Source organism: uncultured Alistipes sp. (assembly GCF_902388705.1).
Lineage (GTDB): Bacteria > Bacteroidota > Bacteroidia > Bacteroidales > Rikenellaceae > Alistipes.
Window position 1 is genome coordinate 97005 of the sequence record NZ_CABMQJ010000003.1, and the last position, 23306, is coordinate 120310.

The window sequence follows — 23306 nt, forward strand, 5'->3', positions numbered from 1 at the left end:
TGATAGTTTTATTTTTCGGTTAATTGCTCCGGAAACGGGATTTCCGGGAAAGGCCGGTGTGAAAAACCTTGTCCCCGCGCCGTTCCGGGTTGCCGGATTTACCAGTTGTCGGTTCGGAATGAGGAGGCCGGAAGCCCCTCTGTATTGTAAAGCGATCCGTCTACATAATTCGTGTAGCCGTAACGCACGGCGACGGGTTCCGCCACCTTGTCGCTCCATACTTCCAGTCCTTCGTTGCCCCAGAAAGCGGGGGCGATACGTACTTCGGCAGGATGGAAAATACGGTCTTTACCGGCAATTTCGAATCCCGACGGCCTTTTCCCGAAGAACGAGAGCCCGTTCGGGGCGAAATCGAACTTCAGCACGGCGCGTCCGTCGCGCACCTCCATAGACCGGAACTCCGGGCCGCGGCATCCGAAAGCCGTATACCCGTAATCGCGGTTGAGCGCCCAATAAGCGAGCCGTTCGCCGATTACCTCTTTGCGGGGCGGGTGAATGACATTCCGTTCGCCGGCATCGAGTGCTACGGCCATACCCGTGTGGGGGATGTTTTGCATGACTTCCAGCTGGGCTTCGCGCAGTTCGGCCGAGTTGCTGCCCTGATGTTCGTAGGGGGCTATCTGGACGTAATAAAACGGCATGTCGGAATTGCGGAAATAACGCCTCCATGATTCGATCAACAGCGGGAAAAGGGTCTTGTATTGCTCCGGGCGGCCTACATTGGCTTCGCCCTGGTACCAGATTACACCTTTGATACTCAACGGCAGAAGCGGTTTGAGCATCTTGTTGTAGAGTATGGTCGGAAGTACGCCGTACCATACCGGATCCACTTTCCCGGCTTCGATGTTCAGGTCGAACCCACCGAATTGTTCCAATGCGGTGCGGTCGATCCATGCTTCGGCTGTGGAACCTCCGTGAGCGGACTGTACGAGGCCTATCGGGATGTCGAGCAAGTCGTGCAACTTCTCGCCGAAAATGTAGCCCACGACGCTGAATTCTTTCACATTCGCCGGATCTGCCGGTGTCCATTTCCCCTCGATGCGGATCGTATCGCTTTCCCGGTATGCATATCCGTTTTTGACCTGGAAAAGCCGGATGCCCGGGCGGTGGCAGCGAAGCAGGATACGTTGTGCGTTTTCCACCGGTTGGTCCGCATTGCCGTGGAAATTCATCTGCATGTTGCTTTGCCCGCCGAGCAGCCACACGTCGCCGGCCAATAGGTCGTTCAACACAATACATTCCCTGCCGCATGCAAAGGTCAGCGTGCGGGGAGCGTAACTCGCCTCGGGTGTCCGTACGACGACGCTCCAGCGACCGCTGTCGTCAGCCACGGTCTTGTGGGTCGCTTTATCCCAACTTGCAACAATCTGGACTTCGGCCCCGGGAGCAGCCCGTCCCCACAACTCCACGTCCGCCTGTTGCTGGAGTACCATGCCCGATGCGAAATGCGGCGGCAGTTCGAGGCTCTGCGCACCCGCGAGGGATGCGCAGAGTCCGAACAACGCTGTCATGAAGAGTCGCTTCATCGGATCTACTTGTTGTTTTCGGGGAGTGAGAACTCTCCGCCGTTGGGCATCTTCACTTCGATGCTCTTATCTTCGTTGACCATGTAGAAGCTGACGCTCTCGATCTTCACGCCGGCGGGAATGCCGAAAAATTCGTGCGGATAGATGTAGAGCACCCATTTATCTGTGCCGTTCTTCATCATGAGGGTTTTCGGACCGACTTCGTCCACAACGGCCTCGTGTGCTCCGTCGCCATAGGTGGCCCGGGCCATCAGGTAAACCTTTTCCGCTCCTTTCAGGGGCGAATCCTCCCCGTTCATCGGAATAGACAGGTTGCAGTGGAGTGCGACGATATCCTCCCAGGTGAACGTTTCCGGGGTGATGGAGCATACTTTGGGCTGTGTGTAGTCGATCGTGGCGTTTTCTCCGCCTGTCGTTTCGAACAGTTGCTTGTGTACCACGCGCACGTCCACGTCGGCAGCTTCCTTGACATTGCTGACTACGTAAGCAAGGTTGGTTTTCAGGTTTTCCGCACCCGTGGTAAAGTGGATTTTGACGGTTCCCGTGAATACCTCCTTGTTTTTCCATGAGAGTTCTTCGTCTGCGATGAATGCAGTCCATTCCACGGGTTCATAGTTGTCCTGCGTACCCAGCGAATCCCTCAAGGATACCGGCCATGTTTTACCCGAGGGGGCGACATCCGCTTCGGTGGCAACCCTCATGGTCATCGTTTCCGGGCCGTAACTCGTCGTAAAGGTGACTTGCGAACTTTCGGTGAGTTTCCATGTTTCGGGAGCCAGGATTCCCACCAGTACGCGGGAACTCCCGTCTTCCGCGGGGGTAACTTCGATGTCGATCGAAACATCTACGCCCGTATTTACGGGAGCAGTTTCGGGATGGGTGACGTTGAGAATTTTCATACAGGCCGCAACCAACAGGGCGAGTCCTATGAGTGCCAGGTATTTTTGATAACGTTTCATTTTCGGTGCATTTTATTCGTTCTCTCTATTTACTACGGGAAGCAGCTGGTATTCGTATTTGTTCGAAGGGGCTCCCAGCTTGAACGGAAATGTGACGAGTTTGTCGCGCGTTATGTAGCAGATTACCTCTCCGGTGGCTTTCAGGCGTATTTCGTAAGGGCTTTTGCCCGTGTAGATTTCCCAATCGACATCCGTGTAGCCGCTTGTCACTACGTTGAACGGAGCTCCCGTTTCGGAGAAGGTCAGTTTCGACGGTTTGCCGTTCTCGTAGCTCAAGGTCAGTTCCACGTCGTCGAAAAAAGTGAAATAGGGTTTTACATCCACGTCGTTCTGGAGCACCTTGTCGATTTTAAAGGTTACTGTTTCTGTTCCCATTGCAAGGGCCGGATAATCCTTGCCGCTTTCCAGGTCGTTGGTGCAACCCGCCAGGAAAAGGCCCCATGCGGCTATCAGGAAAACATACGATGCTTTCATATCGGTAGCTTTTTATTGTTGTTTTTCAGAATTCGAATATTTGAGTTTTCCCCACTCTTTGGTGGGTTCGTTTCCGAGCCACAGCTCGAGGGAACCGCCGCGGGAGAAAGTTTCATGGTCGAACTGGGCGTAGTCCCATGCCTCTCCGTTCAGCTCTGCACGGCGGATATAGCAATTTTCGGACGAATTGTCGTGTGTCGTGATGACGAACTCTTTCCCAGTGTAGTAATCGGGATTGAGCCGGATAGTCACACGGTCGAAAATCGGCGAGGTAATCTCGTAACAGGGTGTGTCGGATTCTGTGCCCGTAACGCTGAACAGACCGATTCCCATCAGTGCGCTCACGCCGCCCATCTGACCCTGGTCTTCGTCGTGGCCGCCATAGCCCTTGTCGGGAGTAGTGCCGCCGTATGCCTGTTCTTTGACCCGGCGAACCCAATACTGGGTCATCCATGGTTTACCCCCGTAGGTGAACAAATGGGCGTTCGAGCAGCCAGGCTGATTGGCGTAGCTGACATAACCGCCGCTGTACGCATAGACGAAGTCGAGGTCGCGGGCCTGTTCGAATGCATAATTCAGCTTTTCGCAGAAAGCATCGTTTCCGCCCATCATTCCGATGAGCTTCGGCAGGTCGTGCGACAGCGACCAAGTTGCCTGCCAGGAGTTGGCTTCGACCCATCCCCGGCCGTCGAGCGGATCGGTGTGCACCCATTCGCCGGTACGCGTTTTTGGGAAAATCAGCTTTTCCCCGGCATGGAACAGGGGTGTCCATCCGCGCGAACGGCGTTCGAACTCACGGGCGTCGGATTTTTTACCCAACCGTGCCGCCATGCGGCTCAAGCCCCAGTCCTGGAATGCCCACTCCAGCGTTTTGCCCGCATTGTCGGGACAATAGCCGTTACGGATATAGAACTTCAGGTCATCGGCGCTTTCGTGGCTCATCATGCCGCCCGGCAAGTGGTTGCGCTTGATGACTTCATAGGCGTGCATCGGGTCCGTCTTTTTCATGATGCCTTTCATATAGGCACTTACCAACATGCTTGTCGAGGGACATCCCGTCATGATGAAAGAGTATCCTCCGGCACAACCGCCACGCGGTAACAGTCCTCCGTTGTCCGCATACTGCACCAGGCAGGCCGTGAAGTCGTCCATGATTTCGGGCCACGCCAGGCCCCACAGGATGTTGAGGTTCCACTGTGTCAGCCAGATGCCGTCGAAGCCGTACATGCTGAACTTCGGCGTGCCATTTGCGTCGAGGGGCACGCGGCGCAGTTTCATCGGATCAGCCGAACGTTTTTCCACGTAATTACCGCCCGCATAGTCGGGGTACCAGCCGTTCACGTCGCTGATTTTGTGACGACCCAGCAATACATGCCACAAATCGGTGTAGAACTTGATCCGCTGGGCATCGCTGCCGCCTTCTACCGCAATACGCCCCAGGGTGTTGTTCCATATCGCACGGGTTTCCCGGCACACGCCGTCGAAATCCCATCCGTAAAGTTCCGCCCGCAGGTTGTTCACCGCATTCTCCATGCTTGTGTAGGACATGCCGATTTTGAACATCACTTCATTGGAATCTTTCAGGTCGAAATTCAGCACCATGCCGGCTGCATCGCCGGCAACTTGTTCTGCATCGGGCTGGATACCGTTCTCATTCCATCCGTCGACACGGGCAAAAGGTCGGTTGCACTCTAACACGAAGAAGAGCGGAATGTTGTCGGGTCCGCCCCAAAAACGGTCTGTTGTTGCGAACTCTCCCAGAATGCAGGTTTCGCTCATACGGTGGAGTGTGGCTTTGTTCATCGAGCAGTTGCCCAGTACGCTGCCTACGTCGACGAGCAGTTTGGCCGTGTCGCCATTCGTGTAGTTCAACCGGTAAAATGCCACGCGGTCGGTCGCCGTGTATTCGACCCATGCATGGTAACGGTCGAGGTAGAGGCGGTGGTAACCAGGCTGAATGATTTCGCTCTCATGCTTAAAGGACGATTTCCAACCCTCCATACCCAGCATCGGGTTGATATCGCCGGCTGCCGGCATGATGTTCGGGCCCGAAATCATCCAGTCGTTGACTTGCGAAAAACCCAGGATGTCCGGGAAGTTGTAGTTGTATCCGCCGCCGCCCTGGTTTTTGTTGCGGGTGAAGGCATGCGCCGCTACCATACCCATCGGACGAGCCGCCGGGGTGCAATAGAACCAGCGTCCGCGCGTGGTTTCGATGTAGGGATCTACCCACTCCGTATATTCGGTGTTTTCACCTCGGGCGGGGAACACTTCAATTTCGGAGAGGCCGATGTTCTTGCCGTTTCCGTCGGTGGCTTCGAACCGGAGCCATTTCACGGTCTTGGGCGCAAAAGTCACACTCCGGGCGCTCCCGTCGTTGGGAATACCCGTCACGCTTACCGTGGAGCCGTCGCTGAAATGGAGCGTACCCCCGGCAGTATGTTCCGCTTGTGAAACACGGTCGTAAAGTACTACCCGGTCGATCGAAACCTCATTGTCCCATTCCAATTGGGCCCACGGCATGTACATCACGCCCCATGCGGGGACAAAGCCTTTGCAGGCCCATTCGCCGCTGCCGTCGTACATGATTCTGCCGTCGTTGATATTTTCCGCACCGTATGCTTCGCTCAATGTATTCGAAACGGTCGCGTGTGCCAACGGGGCGATGTTGTCCTGTCCTGCCTGTACCTGCAGGGCCAGCGGGCAGCATGCCGTAAGAGCGTATAATCGGATAATTGTCAGTCGTTTCATTTAACTCGGAATCAGATGATTAATAACCGTCGTTCTGCGTGATTTTTTTATTTAGCAAACGCTCGTACTGCGGGATCGGGAAGAGCTTGTGTTTCTCTTCGGGATAAGCACTGGGTTTGACCCGCTTGATGGTCTGTGCGAAGTCTGTCGACAGGCGCACCAAGTCGAACCAGCGCGAACCCTCCAATGCGAGTTCCCAGCGGCGTTCATCGAGTATGGCCTTGCGGAAACCCGTATAATCGAGGTCTTTCAGGTCGTGGGCTCCCGAACCGTTATCCTTGAAAGCGCGGTCGCGCACCTTGTTGATTGCCTGATAAGCCTCTGTCGTCGGGCCCTGGTGCACCTCATTGAGCGCTTCGGCGTATATCAGCAGTACTTCGGAATAGCGCATAAAGGGATAGTTCTGATCGGAGTTCTTGCCGTCCGGTTCGGCTACGCGATCCCAGTATTTGGTGTAATAATAGGGATATTTTGCATTTCCCTCGAATACATAGACCGATCCGTCACTGTAAGTGAAATCTTTCATGATCGTAATGTCGCGGCGCAAATCCCCTTCGGCGAACGACATGTACAGATCTTTGGTCGGTGCAACCCAGGAGTTGGCGTTGTCGGGACCCTCGCTGCCTCCGGGACTGTTCTTGCGGATTTCGGAGGGAAGCAGCGAAACGTTGAACTGCGATTTCCACGTGTCGTTGATACCATAGTTGATCGACAGGATGGATTCGATGCCGTGCTCTTTGCTGATGACGAAATTGTCGCCGTAATCGGGGTAGAGATCGTATTTTCCCGTTTTGATAACTTCGTAAGCATAGTCGGCTGCAGCCTGGTAGTCTTCCGCTGCATGCGTGCGGGTTGCTTTGATTAAGCTTGCTTTGGCTGCGACTGCATTTGCAATCAGTGAATTGGCGCGCCCGTAGCCTGTGCGGTAGTTGTCCAGCAGGTTGTCGATGGCGAATTCGAAATCTTCGAAACAGGCGTTAAGCACCGTGAGCTGGTCGGTACGTTCGACATTGAACAACGGGTCTACCGATTCGCTCGGGAGCTGGCGCAGCGGCACATCTCCCCATAATTTGACCATTTCCGCATAGAGCAGGCCGCGCCAGAAACGGGCTTCGCCTACCAGGTGGTTGCGTTTGTCCGGGTCCATGTTGATTGCGGGAATCTTATCGATGGCGATATTGGCCGTGTTGATAGCGCGGAAAAAGTTGAACCACAGGGTCTTTACCTGGCCGTCCGTTTCCGGGAGACTGAAGGTGTCGAAACCCGCATAACGCCAGTCGTCGTGGATTGCATTGTCCGACATGAGTTCTTGTGCGAGCCAGTAATCGTTGGAGAAAAGTCCGCCGTAAGGGGTGTTTCCGTTGCCGGTTCCGTACCAGAATCCGACCGAGCCGATGCCTACCGCTTCATAGATGGCATTGACAGCTCCTTCGGCATCCGATTCCGTAGTGTAATAGTTCTTATCCGTTACGTTCGACAGGGGTACTTCGTCCAGGAAGCCGCTGCACGACGCGAGTGACAGGGATAAACAAAAGACCGTATTGATAAATCCGTTTTTCATCTTCGTTGTAGTTATTGGTTATACGTTTAGAATGTCATCGAAACGCCCAGCGAATACTTGCGCGACGTAGGATAGAGGTTCTGGTCGACACCTCCGCCGATCGAGGGGTCGTAACCTGTATATTTGGTGAACGTATAGAGGTTTTCGAACGATACGAATACGTTGATGCTGGCAATGCCGCGAAGCAGTTTCCGGGGAATCGTATAACCGAGCGTCAGGTCGCGGATGCGCAGGTAGCTTCCGTCTTCTACCCAACGGTCAGAAAAGGCCGTAGAGTTGGAAACCACGTCGGCACGCGGCATTTTCGCGTTGGGGTTCTCCGGTGTCCAGCGGTCGAGTACCGTTGTGATGTTGTTGCGTGCTCCGTCCATGGACTCCAGCGATTTGCGCGTGTAGTTGATTATGTCGTTGCCGTAGGTTCCCTCCAGGAAAATGTTCATGTTGAAGTTCTTGTATGTAAAGCTATTGTTAAAGCCGAACGTGAACTTCGGGGCGAGGTTGCCAAGGATGACTTGGTCGTCCAGGTCGATGATACCGTCCTTTTTGATGTCCTGGTACTTCTGCTCTCCGGCTACCATCGGACGGTTGGGGAACTGTGCCACCTGCGTCAGATCTTCGTCCAGCTGGGCGATGCCGTTCGTCTTATAACCCCAGATGTTGTTCAACTTGTCGCCGACTACCATGCGGGTTACGCCCGTACCTGCCGATTCGCCCTCTGCGATATTGAGTTTTTCGATTCGGGTAACGTTTGTGTCGAAATTGAGCGTCGACGTCCATTCGAAATTACGCGTGGTAACGGGTATCGCTATCAGTGAGAACTCGAGACCGGTATTGCTCAAGTCGCCGAGGTTGCGCAGCGAGTACATGTAACCCGAGTACATCGGCAGGTCGACGTTGTAAAGCAGGTCGGTCGTGTATTTGCGATAGTAATCGGCCGTAAGATTCAGCCGGTTGTCGAACAGACCGATATCGATACCCGCGTCGAACTGCGATGTCGATTCCCATGCCAGATCGGCATTGGGCAGTGTCATGGGTGCCATGCCGCCGTTGGGGACTCCGGGGCCGAACGGGGGCGAAACCGAAATCAGATTGCCTTGCGACTGATAGGGCGCAATGCCCGCGTTGCCGACGACGCCGTAGCTCAAACGGAGTTTCAGATTCGAGATGGGTTTTACGTCTTTCATGAATTTCTCTTCCGAGATGCGCCATGCGACAGCTCCCGAGGGGAAGAAACCGTATTTGTGGTTCTTTCCGAATTTCGACGAACCGTCGACGCGCCCCGTAAAGGTAAACAGGTAGCGGTCGTCGTAAGAGTAGTGGATACGGCTGATGTAGGAGAGCATTGCCCATTCGGAATCAGTCGTCGAAGTTATCGCGACATCCTTGCCGATGCTCAAGTCGTGGTAACCCAGCCGGTTGTCCTCGAAGTTCTTCGTTCCCAGGCGGGCAATGCTCTGCGTGAACTTTTGGGCAGTCTGGCCGATCATGGCCGAGAGACTGTGCTTGCCCCAGACGTTTTTATAGGTAAGAGTGTTTTCCCAGACCCATGTTTTGGTAGTGAACGTGGATACGTTGCCTTTACCGGGGCCGTCGGCCGACACGGCCAGGTCGCTGGGGAGGAACAGACGGTCGTTGCTGAAGATGTCGTCCACGCCGAACGAGGTCTTGAATACCAGCCGGTCGTCGCCCAGGAATTTCACGTCGGCGAAAAGATTGCCCGTAAAACGGTTTTGGCGGTTTTGCATGTCGGCCTTTTGGGCTGTTGCCACGGGGTTTCCGCCGTTTACGCCTGTCGATGAAGAGAGGTTGTTCCGGAATGTATATTCGCCGTTTTCGTCGAAAACCGGGAGTGCCGGATTCATGTCCTGTGCCATGGCGATCAGGGCAAGGCCCGAGTTGGCGTTGCCGTACCCTTCGGTTTGCACCTGCGAATAACCCATCGTCGAGCCGAAACTGATGTAACGGTTGACGTCGGCATCGATCTGTCCGCGGAATGTATAGCGGGTGAAGTCGGTTTTGATCAGAATACCTTCTTGGTCGAAATAACCGGCCGAGAAGTTATAATTGACTTTTTCCGATCCGCCGCTGAAATTCACCTGATAATTCTGCGTCAGGGCCGTGCGGAAGATTTCGTCCATCCAATTCGTCCTTGTCACTACCGACTCGGGGGCCTGGAAGTAGGCGGGAACGGACATGCTCGAATTTTCATACGCTTCTTTACCCAGCTGCGCGAGCTGCTGGCCGTTGAGCATCGTATATGCCTGTTCGGGACTTTGCAGTGAGAACGTAGCGCTCAAACGTACCGTACCCTGCTGGCTGCGGCCTTTTTTTGTCGTTACCAGAATGACGCCGTTAGCGCCTCGGGCGCCGTAAATCGCCGAGGCCGAGGCGTCTTTCAACACTTCGATCGACTCGATGTCATTTGTACTCAAGCTCGAGAGCGGATTGATGGTCAGGCCCTGTCCGTCTGTTACCGATTCGCTGATCAGGGGCACGCCGTCGATTACATAAAGCGGTTCGTTGGTACCGTTGATCGAAGTGGTGCCGCGGATGCGGATGGAAGCGCCTCCGCCCGGCTGACCGTCGTTCTGTCGAACCTGCACACCCGCAATCTGGCCGCGCAGCGCATTATCGAACGATGCGATGGGCTTGTTTTCCAACAGGTCCGACTTGACGGAAGAAACTGCTCCCGTCAAATCCGACTTTTTCATCGAGCCGTACCCGATGGCGACGACCTCTTCGAGGGCGATCGCATCTTCCTGTAGCGAAATGTTGATTTGCGTACGGCCGGCCACTGCTATTTCCTGGCTTTTGCATCCGAAGAATGAATAAATTAATACGGCGTCGTGCGACGAAACCCGGATCGAGTAGCTTCCGTCCGATGAAGTTACAACTCCCCGGGAAGTCCCTTTTTCGACAACGGACGCTCCCGTCAGCGGGGACGGAGGGGAATTGTGGTCGGAAACGACGCCTGTGACCTCATACGCAACCTGTGCCTGTATTCCGGAAACACTCAGCAACAGAAAACAAATGAGAGCGAAAAAGCCCTTGAGAGAACCTCTTTCGCAGCAATCTGTCAATTTTTGTTTCATGGTCATTTTTTGATTTAGGTTAATTTTTAATAAGTAGGATTATGGTACTTAATTGGTTTTTTGTTTTCGGCGGTTTCGAGATTGCGGTTGCCCTGCATGGCCGAAAACCTGTGTGAAAAAGTTTTGTTTGATATATGTCTGGTTGTTAATGCTTTAATATGTAATATGGATGTGCGGTGCACGCGGTTTCCGGGAATAAGGTGCTGGAACGGCGCCCTTTTATTCCGGTTCGGCGCCCGTTCTGAAAACCTTCGATAGCGATCATTCTTCCCGAACCGATCCGCTCGGCTGGTGGTATTCCGGGACGGTTGAGAACTCCGCCCCGAATTTCGATGTCTGTCGGATATTCTCTTCTCGTTGCTATCGGCCGGACTCCGGCCGATATAGGATTGCTTTCCGGTTTTTTATAATTGGTTTCAAGTGATCGTATCAGTACATGGTTGTGCGGTTACCGCGTTATGTGTGCCTGGTTGCCTTCCTTCTCGAGGCACAGGCATTCGAAGTCGAATGTCCCGGCTCCTCCGTTTTTCCGGATTTCGATGGTTAGCGAAGCGGTCTGCGGCGTCAGGTACATTTCTCCGAGAGGACATTTTTCCCGGACGGCTCCAGAGCCGCGCGAAGATTTCCATTCGGTAATCGGGTTTTGGCGTTGCCAGAGGCGGAAATCTGCTCCCGTACTCTTTTCAAGGTAGGTAAGGTAAATGCGGTAACGACCTTCCGGAATTTCTGACAGGTTGATTCGGATTTTTCCGCTCTGTTCGGTAACTTCAGTGCGGACGTAGTCGTCCAGCGAAACTTTCAATCCCCTGGCAAGATTGAAATCCATGAGCTGCGGGTAGAACGTATGTTTGTCGGGCAGGTAGACCGTGCGGAGTTCTTCGGTGGGTTCCCTGTGTTGTGACGGAGCGCGGTCGCAGTAATAATAAGCGACCGAAGTGTAATCCACCGGATATTCGTTCTTTTCGGGGCCGTGCTCGATTCCGAAGTAAAAATCATTTTCGAAACTCATTTTGTCGGAGAGGCACAGGCGGTAGCCTCCGGTTCGGGCCATCGGCAGGGAGTAATCCAGCGCCCCGTGGACAGGCAGGCTCATGCCCCTGTCCCAACGATCCATTACCGCATACCAGCCGCCGTTGTAAAAATCTTCGGAGCCCGTGCCGTGAATACGCATTACCCCGTCCACGCGAATTGAGTCATCTCCTTCGAAAAAGAGCGTCATGCCGGGAACGAGCCCCTGGGCCTGGTGAACATTGCCTACATAGTGCCCTTTGCCTTTCAGGTCGGCAAACGGATAGTAACGGCCTTTCGGCGGATTGATTTCGCGGTTCCAGGTTGCGTAGAATTTGCCCTCGGCGGCGATATCGCGTTTTTTGTCGCTGTGATAGATTTTCGAACTGATTCGGAGCGGCTCCTGTTTCACCCCTTTGCGCTGTTTGTAGATTAGCTTGATTTCGGCTTTTTGGTCGTAGGGACAGGGTATATAGCAATAGTTTACCCCGTCCTTGCTGCCTACGAGGACACTGCTCATCGCCGGTTTTCCGTAGGCATACCCGAAGAAATCCTGCAAAGGAGCATAAATCGCCTCGGTTTTATCGTTGTCCCAGCGGACGGAGAGAATAACATCTTTGTTCAATCCCTCGAACGATGTCCCGCCGTCTATCTCGAAACCCAGAATGCGTCCCGGACGGGTGCTTCGGTAGAGGATAATTTCCTTTCCCGGCTCGAGCGTGGTCCGGCTGCCTGCCACCCGGGCATTTGCGGGTATGGCCGGAGTCTTCCAAGTATGGCGAACCTCATCCAGCACGTCAGCAGGAATGTTATTTGTATCGAACGACTTCACGTCATATCCCGGAAGATTGCGATACTGTATCTGGTGGAACAGTATTTTTTCACCGCTGAAGACGATTTTACACGATTTCTCATAGGGAATCGGCAGGTAGCAGAAAAATCCCCCGATTTCATTGCCGCAAACTGGTTCGACGAACGGAAATACTTTCCCCGAAAAAAGGTCCTCGAACGGGAGCGAGATACGCGGGGTCGTTTCTCCGTCGAAGTAAAACGAAATGGTATCGCAGGTCGGGGTCGGGGTATGGATACGGTTGATTACACCGGGCCCTTTCAGATCGGCGAGCACCAGTTTGCCGTTCTCTTTGCGGATATACGAGTACCGTCCCGAAAAACCGTCGTCATTACCTCCGGTCGGGTCATACGACGAGATTTCCTCTACAATACATCCCGTTCGGTAGCGGGGGAGCTGGTCGGGTCGGGACAATGTGCGGATTTCTTCAGCCCAGTCATAGCGTCCGGGCTGTACGGCTACGAGTTGTTGTGTCAGCGCGACAGCAAATAACGTAGCTAGAATGATCTGGATTCGGAATTTCATGGTGTGTTCGTTAGATTAGCGGCCGAATATCACTTTGTCGATACCCATGTGCCCCAGGCCGGAGGGGGAGGACGATCCGACTATTTCGAATTCGAACCGGTTCATGCCTTTTACCAGTTTGCCTTCGCCCAAGGCTATACGCTTCACTTTGAATTCCGGGGCATTGAAATCCACTCCGGATTTGAGCAGCCTGCCGTTCAGGTATATGTTCACGGTGTATCCGTTGCTGTCCGTGCAGCAAAGGGCGGAAATGGGTCCGCAGAAATCGAATACGTTGTCGAACTCCACCGTCAGCCGCTGTTTTTCGCCTGCGTTGCACCAGAACAGTTGCATGCCTCCGCTGAGTTTTTCGGGATGAACGAAGCGGTATTCGAAATGTCCGCCGTCACGTGCGACTGCATGCATCGCTTCGCCCTCGACCGACAGTTCCGTCCGTTCGGGCATGATGTCGTTCCGGCTCATGGCTACCTTGCGGCGCACTCCCTCCAAGTCGGGCGCAATATTCGACGTCGCGCCGGGCATCGCATACCAGAACGTCGAGCAGGCGTAATCGATATAGCCTTTGGCCCAGTGCCACAGTTCGAGGTCGAACTGGATGGATTTGTCGAACGGAATCCCGTCCAGGGCGCGCAGGCGCGTATTGGCTGTATAAGCGGGAGAATAACTGCCTTCGCCGCAGGGTTGTGCGATGAAAGGATGGTCGGTGAACGTTTCGGGACGGCACCATGCATATCCGTAGTAATCTTCGGTTCCGGTGCCGATATGCGACGGGAATGTTTCTCCGTCGACATAGACCTTTTCGTCGCCTTCGCCCCACCAGGCGTATGTCGTGTTGAACAACGCTACACCGTCACCGATATAGACGCCTTTACCGGAAAGTGTAACGAAATTCAGGTCGCAGAGTCCCTCGTTCTCGCCCGATGCATCTTTCAGGCCGCCGGTATAAAGTTCATTGTACTGGTGCCATGACGAGCCGAAGTGCATGGAACGGTCGTCCCACTTCCACGACGCGAACTCCGCGGCCGCATCGGAAATACGAACGGTTTCCCGGCCCACGTTGAGCAGTGTGATGCGGCACTCCTTTTCGAACGGCATTACCCAATAGGCGTTCATCATGCCGTCTTCCGATACGGATGTATACCATGTGTTGGTGTAAATCCGCCGGGGGCCCGTACCGAAGAAATCCCCTGCGGGAATCCATACGGTTCTTTCCCCGTCGAAACTCATTTCCAATACAACTGAGCGCAGGGCCTGGGGTATGTCGGCGGCATCGATGCGCATGCCGATGCGGCGGACGGCTTTTGATCCGGTAATGTCGATGCTCTTACGCTCTCCGGGGATCAGTTCGGCATTGAGTGGCATGCTTGTGAGGCGTACGCCTTTGAGGCCGCGGTCCATCTCTTTCAGTTGTTTGAGCGTGCGCGCGATCAGGCTGCGGTTCCGGGCCATTTCGGCGGCCGAATAGGAAATGACCTTGGTGCCTTCCGTGTATGTTCGGTAGTTGATGTTGTAGTAAACGCATTCGCTGCGGCCTTTTCCCCCGATGCCGTCCTCGTAGATGTTTTCGGTTTCATAGGTGACTTTGCAGTGCTTTGCATAGGGTATCGGGAAATAAAGGTTGTGTCCTCGTTGTTCGTAGGGCGAAAGTTCCGAAACGGATGCGGCCAGGGGTGCGTCCGATACGACATTGCCGCTCAATACGTCGAAAGCACGGCCTTCGATTACGGGAACCTGCATATCGTCGACGTAGATACGCAGTGTGCCCAGTCCGCAGTTTTCCCCGGCGAATGTCATCCAGAAACGGACGATTGCACCCGGGCCTTCGGCGTCCATCATCACGAATTCCCGCCGGCCGTTGTTTTGCTCGATGGCGATGAACTGGGTGCGATCCCAGTTTCCGAACCACCCGGGTTTCCCTTTTTCGGTCGTGAGCCGGTCGTAGCTGCTGAACTGTCTGCAGGTAAATCGGGGCGAGGGAAAGCGCGCTTTTTCAGTGCGGTCTGTCATTTCGCCCAAAAGACTTTTTATCGAAACGGGCTCGTGTGCTGCAGCCGTATATGCGGCAGCAAGGGTTAGGAGAAATGTGAAGATTTTTTTCATATGCTATTTTTTTTCGGTTTTACGACAAACTGCAATGCTGTAATACAGGATTACGATGAATGCGATTGCGGGTACCCAGTAAGCCATCTTGATGCTGCCGACCTGATCGGATACGATGCCTTGTATCTGGGTCAGGACTGCCGCTCCCGCAATGGCCATAACCATGCCTGCACCGCCAATTTTCGTATCCTCGCCGAGGCCTTTTAGCCCGAATCCATAGATTGTCGGGAACATGATCGACATGCAGCCCGAGATACCCATCAGCCCGTATACGCCTGGAGCTCCATGGCCGTAAATAGCCACGAAACAGCAGATCGCTGCCAACAGAGCCAACGTTGTCAGGATGTTACGCGGTTTGAGAAAGCGCATCAGTCCTGTGCATACAAACCGGCCGATTACGAAGAGAATAAGCGAAAGAATGTAATAAGTGGCTCCGGCCTGTTCGGCTGTGCGTGGCAGAAGGTCGTCCAGACCTATCCATTCGCAGAGATTGTAGAAATTTCCTGCGACGGGTTCCACATCACGCAGTGCCGAAATGACGTTTGCAGTCGATGCATTGTTTCCGAGCGATGCCACTACGGTGTCGAAGTGGAGCTGTTGCATGGCATATCGGATGACGAACGACCATACGGCGATTTGGGCTCCAACGTAAAAAAACTGTGCAACGACGCCCCAAACATAATTTTTGTTTTTTACCAGTCGCTTGAACGTGCCTCCGAAATCGACTTTGCCTTCCGCTTCTTTCAGGGCCGGCATTCGGGTGAAACGAATGGCGAGCATGATGGCGAGCATGACCAGACCGAGAATGACATAGGTAGTGGTTACGGCATTCAATTCGGCTCCTTGTATTGCAGCCAGTTCGTCAGCGTGGAGTGTGGCGCGTTCGTTCGAAGTAAGCAGGTTGAGTTGTGAAAGGATAAATACCTGACTGATGACGACGCCGGTAATGGCGCCGAATGGGTTGAATGATTGTGCGAAATTGAGCCGCTGTGTTGCGGTCTGTTCATCACCCATCATCAGCACATAGGAATTTGTGGAGGTTTCCAATATGGAAAGCCCTGAAAAAAGGACAAAAATCGCTATCAGAAACATGACGAAGCTGAAATCGATATTCACCGGGGAGCAGAGCATGGCCGGATAGAACAGAAATGTTCCGAGGGCATAGAGGCCTAAGCCCAGCAGTACCCCCGCCTTGTAGGTGTAGCGTTTGATGAACATCGCTCCCGGAATAGCGCAGCATCCGTAGCCGAGCAGATAGCAGACGACCTGTATCCATGCTGTCTTTGAGTCGGAAAGGCTCATGATACGTTTGAAAGCCGCAAGCATTGTGTCGGTCAGGTTGTTGGGAATTGCCCATGCGAAGAACAAGCAGGTCAACAGCATGAACGGCCATGCGATTCCTTTGGGTATGACGCGTCGTTTTTCCATTGAATTCGGGGTTGGGTAGTTTTAGTCGAAGCGGGTCAATGGGTAAATATGCCGGAAACTTTTTTAAGGTTCAGGCCGAAGAGGTCATACAGGATCGGGTCGAGGTCGGCGTCTTCGCCCTGTACATGGATTATCGTCTGAATGTGGCGCATAGAGGCTCCGGGAGATAAGGCTGCACCGGGCGATGAGGTTTCTATTTCGTAAAAAGGCCCCATGATGGAACCGTCCTCGACGGGCCCGTCGTTATAGGAGTTGATGACATCACCTTCGTAGAGCTCTGATTCCTTTTGATGCCCCCACTTCGAATTGACATATGGGGCTTCTTTTTCCGGCATTGTGCAGGTCAGTATGGTCAGTACTTTCTTTTGAGAATCGTAGCTCCCGCAGATGCCTTTGGCCCGTCCTGCGGGCAGCCCGATTTTACTGCGGTATGTGCCGTCGATTTTGAAGAATACCGTGCCGTTTTCTGCAATCAGGCGGTCTTCGGGCACCTTGCCGAAATAATCGTCATTGAGTATCTTGCCCTTGGTATCCGTGACGTAGGGAATAAATACGGTCGTACTCGGTGTGGGGTTGAACATGCAGAGCAACCAAATCGAAACAAGTCCCTTTTCCCGGGTCCAAACCTCATTGCCGGTATTGGTAATGACGTTGTCGGTTCTGTAAGCGACCGCTTTTACCCGTTTCGGGACGGGACGCCCCAGAACTGCTGCTGTTGCGTTCGCATCGAGCAGCGATATTTCGCGCTCGATGCGCAGATCGAATGGGGTGCCGGACGCATTCGAGAGATGGGCCTGTTTGACGAACTTCACGCTCTGTGAATCCCGGTGCGCGATGTCATACCGTTCGGTGTCGATTACCGGGGGGACAATCCAGTTGGAATATACCTGTTCCACTCCGGGTTTGAAGTAGAGGGAGAAGGGGCCGCCTTCCGGGCCGAGCCAGAATCGTTCTTCACCGCCCACCGGATTGAACTGCGGATTGAGCTCTCCCGATTGGATAAGTTTGTAATTCAACCATCCGTAACTGTCGCCCGTGTCGCCGGCAGCTGTCGTAGTCATGACACGTCCCTGATAACCGGGGGCAATCAGCACTTTCGACTGACCGTCCGGGCTGGCGAGTTCGAGAAATTCAACGGCATGCGTTTTCAGAAAATCGGAGTCATATCCGTAGGTACCCATTTTGGTTCGAGTTTTTTGTTGTGTGCATGAACCCATTAAGGTCAGTAGTATGACCGGAATAATGTAGTTTGTCGTTTTGCACATAATTGGATGTTTTAGGATTTCGTTATTTATATACCGGTCCGTAGTTTTTGCAGGCTCTGAAATCGGCGCTTTCTGTATCCATGCCGAATGCACTCCATGCCGAAGGACGGAAAATCTGCCCGGCGTCCACATTGTGCATGCAAACCGGAATGCGAAGCATCGATGCGAGTGTGATTAGATCAGCTCCGATGTGTCCGTAACTTATGGCTCCGTGGTTGGCTCCCCAGTTGTTCATTACCGAATAAACATCCCGGAAAGCTCCGGTGCCGGTCAGACGCGGAGCAAACCAGGTGGTCGGCCAAGTCTTATCGGTGCGGCGGTTGATGATGTCGAAAATTTCTTCGTTGATGTTTACGGCCCATCCTTCGGCAATTTGCAGTACGGGGCCTTGTCCCTTGATCAGGTTCAAGCGGCACATGGTCATCGGCATGTCACCTTGTGTCAGGAAATTCGACGAGTAGCCGCCGCCACGGAAATATTCGCGTGATCCGGGATACCATGTGACGGAATCCAGGCATGCATTGACCTCTTCCGGGGCAATTTCCCAAAAAGGTTTCATAACTGGCTGGCCGTTCTCTGTCTGGCGTCCTGTAGCATCGAGGCAGCAGGAACCCGAGTTGATTAGATGGATGATACCTTGTGCCGCGCGGCCTTCAAGTTTTTTGCCTGTGACACGTTCAACCGATTCGGGGCTCCAGAATGTACGTACGTCGGCGAACAGCTGTGCCCGGTTGGTCAGCAGATGACCCAGCAGCATCGAAGCCCCGTTGAGCGAATCGTTCTCCGTGGCAAATGTAAATGCTTCGCGGATGCCGTTCCAGTCGAACGAAGAGTTGAGTATTGCCTCGGAAAAATCCCCGTTGGGCAAGAAATCCGTCCACTGGCGTTGTCCTTGGAATCCGCCGGCTATTGCATTGTGCCCCATAGCCTCTTCACGAAATCCCATGTGTTCCAGTTTCGGATTTCCGATCATCAAATCCCGGATAATCATGGTCATTTTAACGACGTATTCCCAGATTGCATCTTTTTCGGAACGGGAATAAACGAGGTGTTCGGGATTGTGATCCTGCCCCTCTTTGCAATGCTGTTTTGTCCATTTCAGGGCTTGTGCGAACTCTTCGTGGTCATAGATTTCAAGTCGTATGCGGCGTTCCACTTCTACCGATTCCACGAACTCGTTGCGCATCCCCAGGTATTCCTGAAAGAAGTCTGGGTTGACCATTGATCCGGCGATACCCATTGAACATGAACCGATTGCGAGATAAGACTTTCCCCGCATCTGTGCCATGGCAAGTGCTGCCCGCCCGAATCGGAGCAGTTTTTCCTGCACGTCCTTCGGAATCACCGGGTCGCCCATATCCTGAACTTCTCGGCCATAAATTCCGAAAGCGGGAAGTCCTTTCTGGTTATGGCCCGCCAATGCGGATGCAAGGTAGACTGCTCCGGGCCTTTCCGTACCGTTGAAGCCCCAGATGGCTTTCGGAATCAGCGGATCCATGTTGATCGTTTCACAACCGTAACACCAGCAAGGCGTTACGGAAAGCACAGCTCCGACGTTTTCCCGACTGAACTTATCATCCGCCATAGCAGCTTCGGTCACCCCGCCGATACAGCGGTCTGCAATGACGCATTCCACGGGTATGCCGTCGCTGTAATGCAGGTTGGCTGTGTAGAATTTTGCTACGTTGCGGGCCATGCTCATCGTCACGTCTTCGAGCGATTCGCGGATGCCGCCGCGCCGCCCGTCGATAATAGGTCGTATTCCGATACGGGGATGCGCCCCTGCCAATTGTTGGTTTTTCATTATTTAAATCAGTTTAGGTCTTTATTTAGGTTTTGTATTATTTGTTGCGGTTCCGGATAGCTTTTTTGGGATTCAATATTTAATTTAAATATTACTATAACGTTTTAGCATAATCCGTAAAAAAATAAAAAATTTCCCCGATAAGCATCTGGTTCCCGGTCATTTGCGTGAAGAGGAATTTCCTTTCACCAATTCCGGGTTTAGCATGATGGCCGAGCATTTTATTTGTTCCTTTTGTCCTATGGCTTTTATCAGCAGGTCGAGTGCTTCCTGTCCGAATTGCTCCACCGGTTGTTTGATATAGCTTACCGTGGTATAGTATAGTTCGAAGGCTTCACTGCTGTCGAAACACACGACAGCGATGTCATCGGGTACTCGCAGATTATGTTTGTAAAGCGTTTTCATGCCTGCGATGGCCAGTGTGTTGGTGGCAAAAACCAAAGCTTCCACACCCTTACTCATTGCCTCCGTTACGACTCTTTCCATTTGGTCGGGAATATTCTTGTATTTGAGCCGGTGAATGCATATGTTTTCTGAAAGGGAAAATTGCTTCATGGTATGCTGGTATCCGGCTTCCCGTTCCGCAATGTTGGAAACGCTCCATGTATAGGAGATCATTTCTATTTTCCGACTTCCGCCTTCGATAAGTTCCCCTACGGCAAGTGCGAGCGCTTTCTTGTTGTTGAGCGTAATATGGTTTACTTCGAGATCAGGGATCGTTCGGTCGAGCAAAACCAGTGGAATGTTGGCCTCGAGCACTTTCTCGATATATTGTCGTGAGCCCTCGCATGGTACGATAATCAGGCCGTCGACGCCCTTGTTGATAAACACTTTGATCAAGTTGTCCAACTTTCCTGCGTCTTCGTCCGTGCTGCCGAAAATAACCGTATATTTGTATTGGTAGGCTTTGTCTTCGATGCAGCGTGCGATGTCGGAAAAAAAGGGGTTGGAAATATCGGAGAGGATTACACCGATAGTATTGGAACGTCCTTTACGCAGGCTGCGGGCCGCATTGTTGGGTTGATAATCGAGTGCTTCGGAGATCGAAAGTATTTTCTTTGTTGTTTTGGCGCTTACGCGGTACTTTCCGCCCGACATATTGTTCATGACAAACGATACCAGCGCGACGGAAACTCCTGCTGCGTCGGCGATATCCTTGATCGTGGTTTTACGTTTCGATGCCATTTTGTCGGAATAAGGGATAACTTCTACTGCAAAAGTAGCTAAAACAATTTAACAAACAAATTTTTGGTCGATTATTTTATGATTTTTATAAAAAATGGGCGCAAATTTTATCGCTGATGGGTAAATTGATGCAAGGGCCTGTGTGCAGATTTGGATTCCGGAACGTGTGGAAGTTTATTCTCCTGCCACCTCAAATCTCCGCGAAAAGATTGAACTGGTGCAGCAGGGTGAACGTGAAGAAGGCGCCGATGATGACGCACAGCACGACGAGCAGCGCGTTGAGTATGCGCGGCGAGGGTTTTGTCGCCTGCGAGGCGTTGTTGCGGATGTATTCGCGGAAAAAGAGGTAGAGCGCCGGAACGATGCTGCATGCCAGCAGGTAGTCTTCGGGGATGCCGAAGAAGTAGACTTTCGAAAGGCCGATCAACGCCCAGTGGCAGAGGAACATGGCCAGCACGATGTTGACCCTTTCGGAGAAGGCCAGCATCAGCCCGATGGTGAATACGGCCACCGAGCAGGGCATTACGGGCGAGGTGATCATCGGGAACGTGCGGCCCAGCGCCAGCGAAAAGAGCGGATAGACGAGCGGCATGGCGAACAGCAGCAGTGCGAATGCGGTATGGTTGCCCGTACGCTCGAGCGAAGCGTGTTTGACCGCGAGGTCGTACACCCAGATACACCCCATGATGGCCCAGAAAATCGCCAGCATGTCGTGGTATTCGCGCGGTTCGCAGTACACGAGGTAGTAAACCCCGGCTATCCAGAAGTTGAGCATCGCCATAAAGACTTTCATGGCGATGCGCACGGCGGGCGACGGCCGCAGGTAGAGCAGCAGGGTCAGCACCACGGCGGCCGCGACCAGCACGACCTGTGCGGGCCATGTTGCGGCGTTGTAGGAGGCGATTGTATTCCAGAAAATTTCCATGGGTTGTTATTTGTCGGTGCGTTTGCGCCGCGTGAGCGAGAATGCCCGGCGGTTGAAAACGAAAATGGGCAGCGTGGCCCCGGCGGCCAGCAGTGCGATTACGCTGAACGACACGGTGGCGTTGAGGAAGAACTGCTGCATGTATTGCAATCCCTGTCCCGGGTCGTTGAGCGACTGCAGGAACATGATGAGCGAAAAAACGGTCTTGTAGGCGTAGATGCCCGGCACCATCGGCAGCAGCGCCGGGATATAAAGCGCCGTCATCGGGCAGCGGATGCCCCGTCCCAGCCACAGGCTGCCGAATCCGATCGTTATCGAGGCGAACAGCGAAGCCGTTGCGATGTCGAACGAAAGGCCGTGCATCAGGCAGAAACGCAGCGCGTGCCCCACGGCCGCCAGCAGGGCGATGCGGGGAAATGCCCGCATGGGCGGGTCGGAGATGGCGCCGAATCCGACCGCCGCGATTGCCGCGAAAAGTCCGTCGAGCAGGATGTCAGCCACTATCATAACAGTCCGTCCTTAACCATTAGCAATGTCGCCGAGAGCCCCACGGCGATACAGATGATGAGCAGCAGGGCGTTTATCAGGCGGCTGCAACCGATCAGGATGTGGCCCTCGACGATGTCGATTACGCCGTTGATGAGCGGTACGCCCGGTACGAGGAACAGCACGCTCGTCGCCAGCGCCGTTTCGGCCGTGCAGTCGAAACGCAGTGCGGCCGAGGCGCACAGCGATGCCATGAATGCCGAGATGATGAAAATCAGGAAGTGGTTCACGCCGTGCGCCTGCATGCGCTGTTTGGCGGCGAAACCCACGAGCGTCGCGGTGAAGACGATGCTTACGGCCGTCCAGTCGCCGCCGAACAGCTTGCAGAACGACGCGTTGGCCAACCCGACGGTAATCAGCACGAAAATCGGGTCGATGCGCGGTTTTGCGACCAGTTCGCCGTAGCGCCTTCGGATCTCACCGAGCGGCAGCGCCTCGTCGACGGCGTCCCAGCTCAAGGCGCTCAAATCGGAGTTGCGTTCGAAGCTGATCGGCAGGGCGGGAATCTTCACCACACGGGTAATCGCCTCGCCGCTCGCAGCGTCGCGGGCCGTGATGATCGTGCTTTTCTGGAAACTCGACAACTGGATATCGATTCCCTGCGACTCCCCGATGCGCTGCGAGTTGCGTATTACGCGCGAAGTATGCACGCCCGAGCCGAGCAGGTAGGTCGAATACTCCGCAATGAAGTCGAGGATTTCCGTCAGTTCTTGTCTGGTTTTCATAGCGAGGGCAAAAATAGTGTATTTCGGTCAAACCGCCCTCCCCGGCGCCGGAAAAATGCACGAACCCTTTCGTCCGGTGCCGGGCGGGCATTGTACCCGCTGTTGCGGCTACGGTTTGCGGCGGAAGCGCCCGGTAATATCTTCCATTCCGCCGTCCGGGCCGATTTTGTACAGCCGTTGGTTGGTCGTCGGCGAGGTCAGCGGGCCCAACTCTTCGACCCAGCCGCCCAGCTTTATGTAGTCGAACGCCTGCGGTGCGATGCCCGCGGGCAGTTCGCTGCGGCCCGAATACCATCCTGTGCGCAGCGCCGGAAACTCCTGCCGCACGACGCCCGCCAGCCGGGCGATTTGTGCCGGTGCGGCGTCGCCGCCCATGAAGCAGACGCAGGTCACCGAACGCCCGTAACGGGCGAGCAGCGCCCGCAACTCCGCATCGTCCAATACCTGTCCCGCATCGGCCTGCAGGTGCGGGCTGTGGCATCCCGGACAGCGGTTGGGGCAGTTCGTGATGTTGATTGCCAGCGTCGTTTCGCCCGGAATCTCTGCGAATACGACGTCGAAATTGTGATACCTGACCATCGC

16 protein-coding genes are annotated in these 23306 nt (G+C 54.0%); all 16 read right to left on the reverse strand.

The features are described from left to right. Positions 1-98 precede the first annotated feature (98 nt). Positions 99-1526: a sialate O-acetylesterase gene (locus tag QZT71_RS01970; protein ID WP_295911661.1), complete on the reverse strand. Its 1428-nt coding sequence runs from the start codon at positions 1524-1526 to the stop codon at positions 99-101. Between the two features lie 5 nt (positions 1527-1531). Beyond that, positions 1532-2485, reverse strand: a complete 954-nt coding sequence (locus QZT71_RS01975; RefSeq protein ID WP_295911664.1) for a DUF4961 domain-containing protein — start codon at positions 2483-2485, stop codon at positions 1532-1534. A 12-nt stretch (positions 2486-2497) separates the two neighbouring features. Then, positions 2498-2959 carry a hypothetical protein gene (locus tag QZT71_RS01980; protein WP_295911667.1) on the reverse strand — a complete coding sequence of 154 codons (462 nt, stop codon included), beginning with the start codon at positions 2957-2959 and terminating at the stop codon, positions 2498-2500. Between the two features lie 12 nt (positions 2960-2971). Next, a complete protein-coding gene (locus QZT71_RS01985) occupies positions 2972-5710 on the reverse strand; it encodes a GH92 family glycosyl hydrolase (RefSeq protein ID WP_295911670.1) in 2739 nt (912 codons plus the stop codon). 19 nt (positions 5711-5729) lie between these two features. Next, on the reverse strand, positions 5730-7271 hold the full coding sequence (locus QZT71_RS01990; RefSeq protein WP_295911674.1) for a RagB/SusD family nutrient uptake outer membrane protein: 1542 nt from the start codon (positions 7269-7271) through the stop codon (positions 5730-5732). A gap of 26 nt (positions 7272-7297) precedes the next feature. Further along, positions 7298-10369, reverse strand: a complete 3072-nt coding sequence (locus QZT71_RS01995; protein WP_367112538.1) for a SusC/RagA family TonB-linked outer membrane protein — start codon at positions 10367-10369, stop codon at positions 7298-7300. 442 nt (positions 10370-10811) lie between these two features. Continuing rightward, positions 10812-12746 (reverse strand): glycoside hydrolase family 172 protein, encoded by a 1935-nt coding sequence (locus tag QZT71_RS02000; protein ID WP_295911680.1) that lies wholly within the window; start codon positions 12744-12746, stop codon positions 10812-10814. Between the two features lie 15 nt (positions 12747-12761). Next, positions 12762-14753, reverse strand: coding sequence for a DUF2961 domain-containing protein (locus QZT71_RS02005; RefSeq protein WP_295911684.1), 1992 nt, complete (start codon positions 14751-14753; stop codon positions 12762-12764). A gap of 96 nt (positions 14754-14849) precedes the next feature. Next, complete coding sequence (fucP, locus tag QZT71_RS02010; RefSeq protein WP_295911686.1) at positions 14850-16274, reverse strand: L-fucose:H+ symporter permease; 1425 nt, start codon at positions 16272-16274, stop codon at positions 14850-14852. A gap of 35 nt (positions 16275-16309) precedes the next feature. Then, positions 16310-17455 carry a DUF6786 family protein gene (locus tag QZT71_RS02015; RefSeq protein WP_295911688.1) on the reverse strand — a complete coding sequence of 382 codons (1146 nt, stop codon included), beginning with the start codon at positions 17453-17455 and terminating at the stop codon, positions 16310-16312. Between the two features lie 106 nt (positions 17456-17561). Next, positions 17562-19343 carry an L-fucose isomerase gene (locus tag QZT71_RS02020; RefSeq protein WP_295911690.1) on the reverse strand — a complete coding sequence of 594 codons (1782 nt, stop codon included), beginning with the start codon at positions 19341-19343 and terminating at the stop codon, positions 17562-17564. 159 nt (positions 19344-19502) lie between these two features. After that, complete coding sequence (locus QZT71_RS02025) at positions 19503-20528, reverse strand: LacI family DNA-binding transcriptional regulator (RefSeq protein ID WP_295911692.1); 1026 nt, start codon at positions 20526-20528, stop codon at positions 19503-19505. A gap of 190 nt (positions 20529-20718) precedes the next feature. Beyond that, on the reverse strand, positions 20719-21453 hold the full coding sequence (locus tag QZT71_RS02030; protein ID WP_295911695.1) for a DUF6064 family protein: 735 nt from the start codon (positions 21451-21453) through the stop codon (positions 20719-20721). A 6-nt stretch (positions 21454-21459) separates the two neighbouring features. After that, positions 21460-21960, reverse strand: coding sequence for a threonine/serine exporter family protein (locus QZT71_RS02035; protein ID WP_295911699.1), 501 nt, complete (start codon positions 21958-21960; stop codon positions 21460-21462). Beyond that, positions 21957-22724 carry a threonine/serine exporter ThrE family protein gene (locus QZT71_RS02040; RefSeq protein WP_295911701.1) on the reverse strand — a complete coding sequence of 256 codons (768 nt, stop codon included), beginning with the start codon at positions 22722-22724 and terminating at the stop codon, positions 21957-21959. The genes QZT71_RS02035 and QZT71_RS02040 overlap by 4 nt, the downstream gene beginning before the upstream one ends. Positions 22725-22832: 108 nt before the next feature. Next, positions 22833-23303, reverse strand: a complete 471-nt coding sequence (gene nrdG, locus QZT71_RS02045; protein ID WP_295911704.1) for an anaerobic ribonucleoside-triphosphate reductase activating protein — start codon at positions 23301-23303, stop codon at positions 22833-22835. Positions 23304-23306 lie beyond the last annotated feature (3 nt).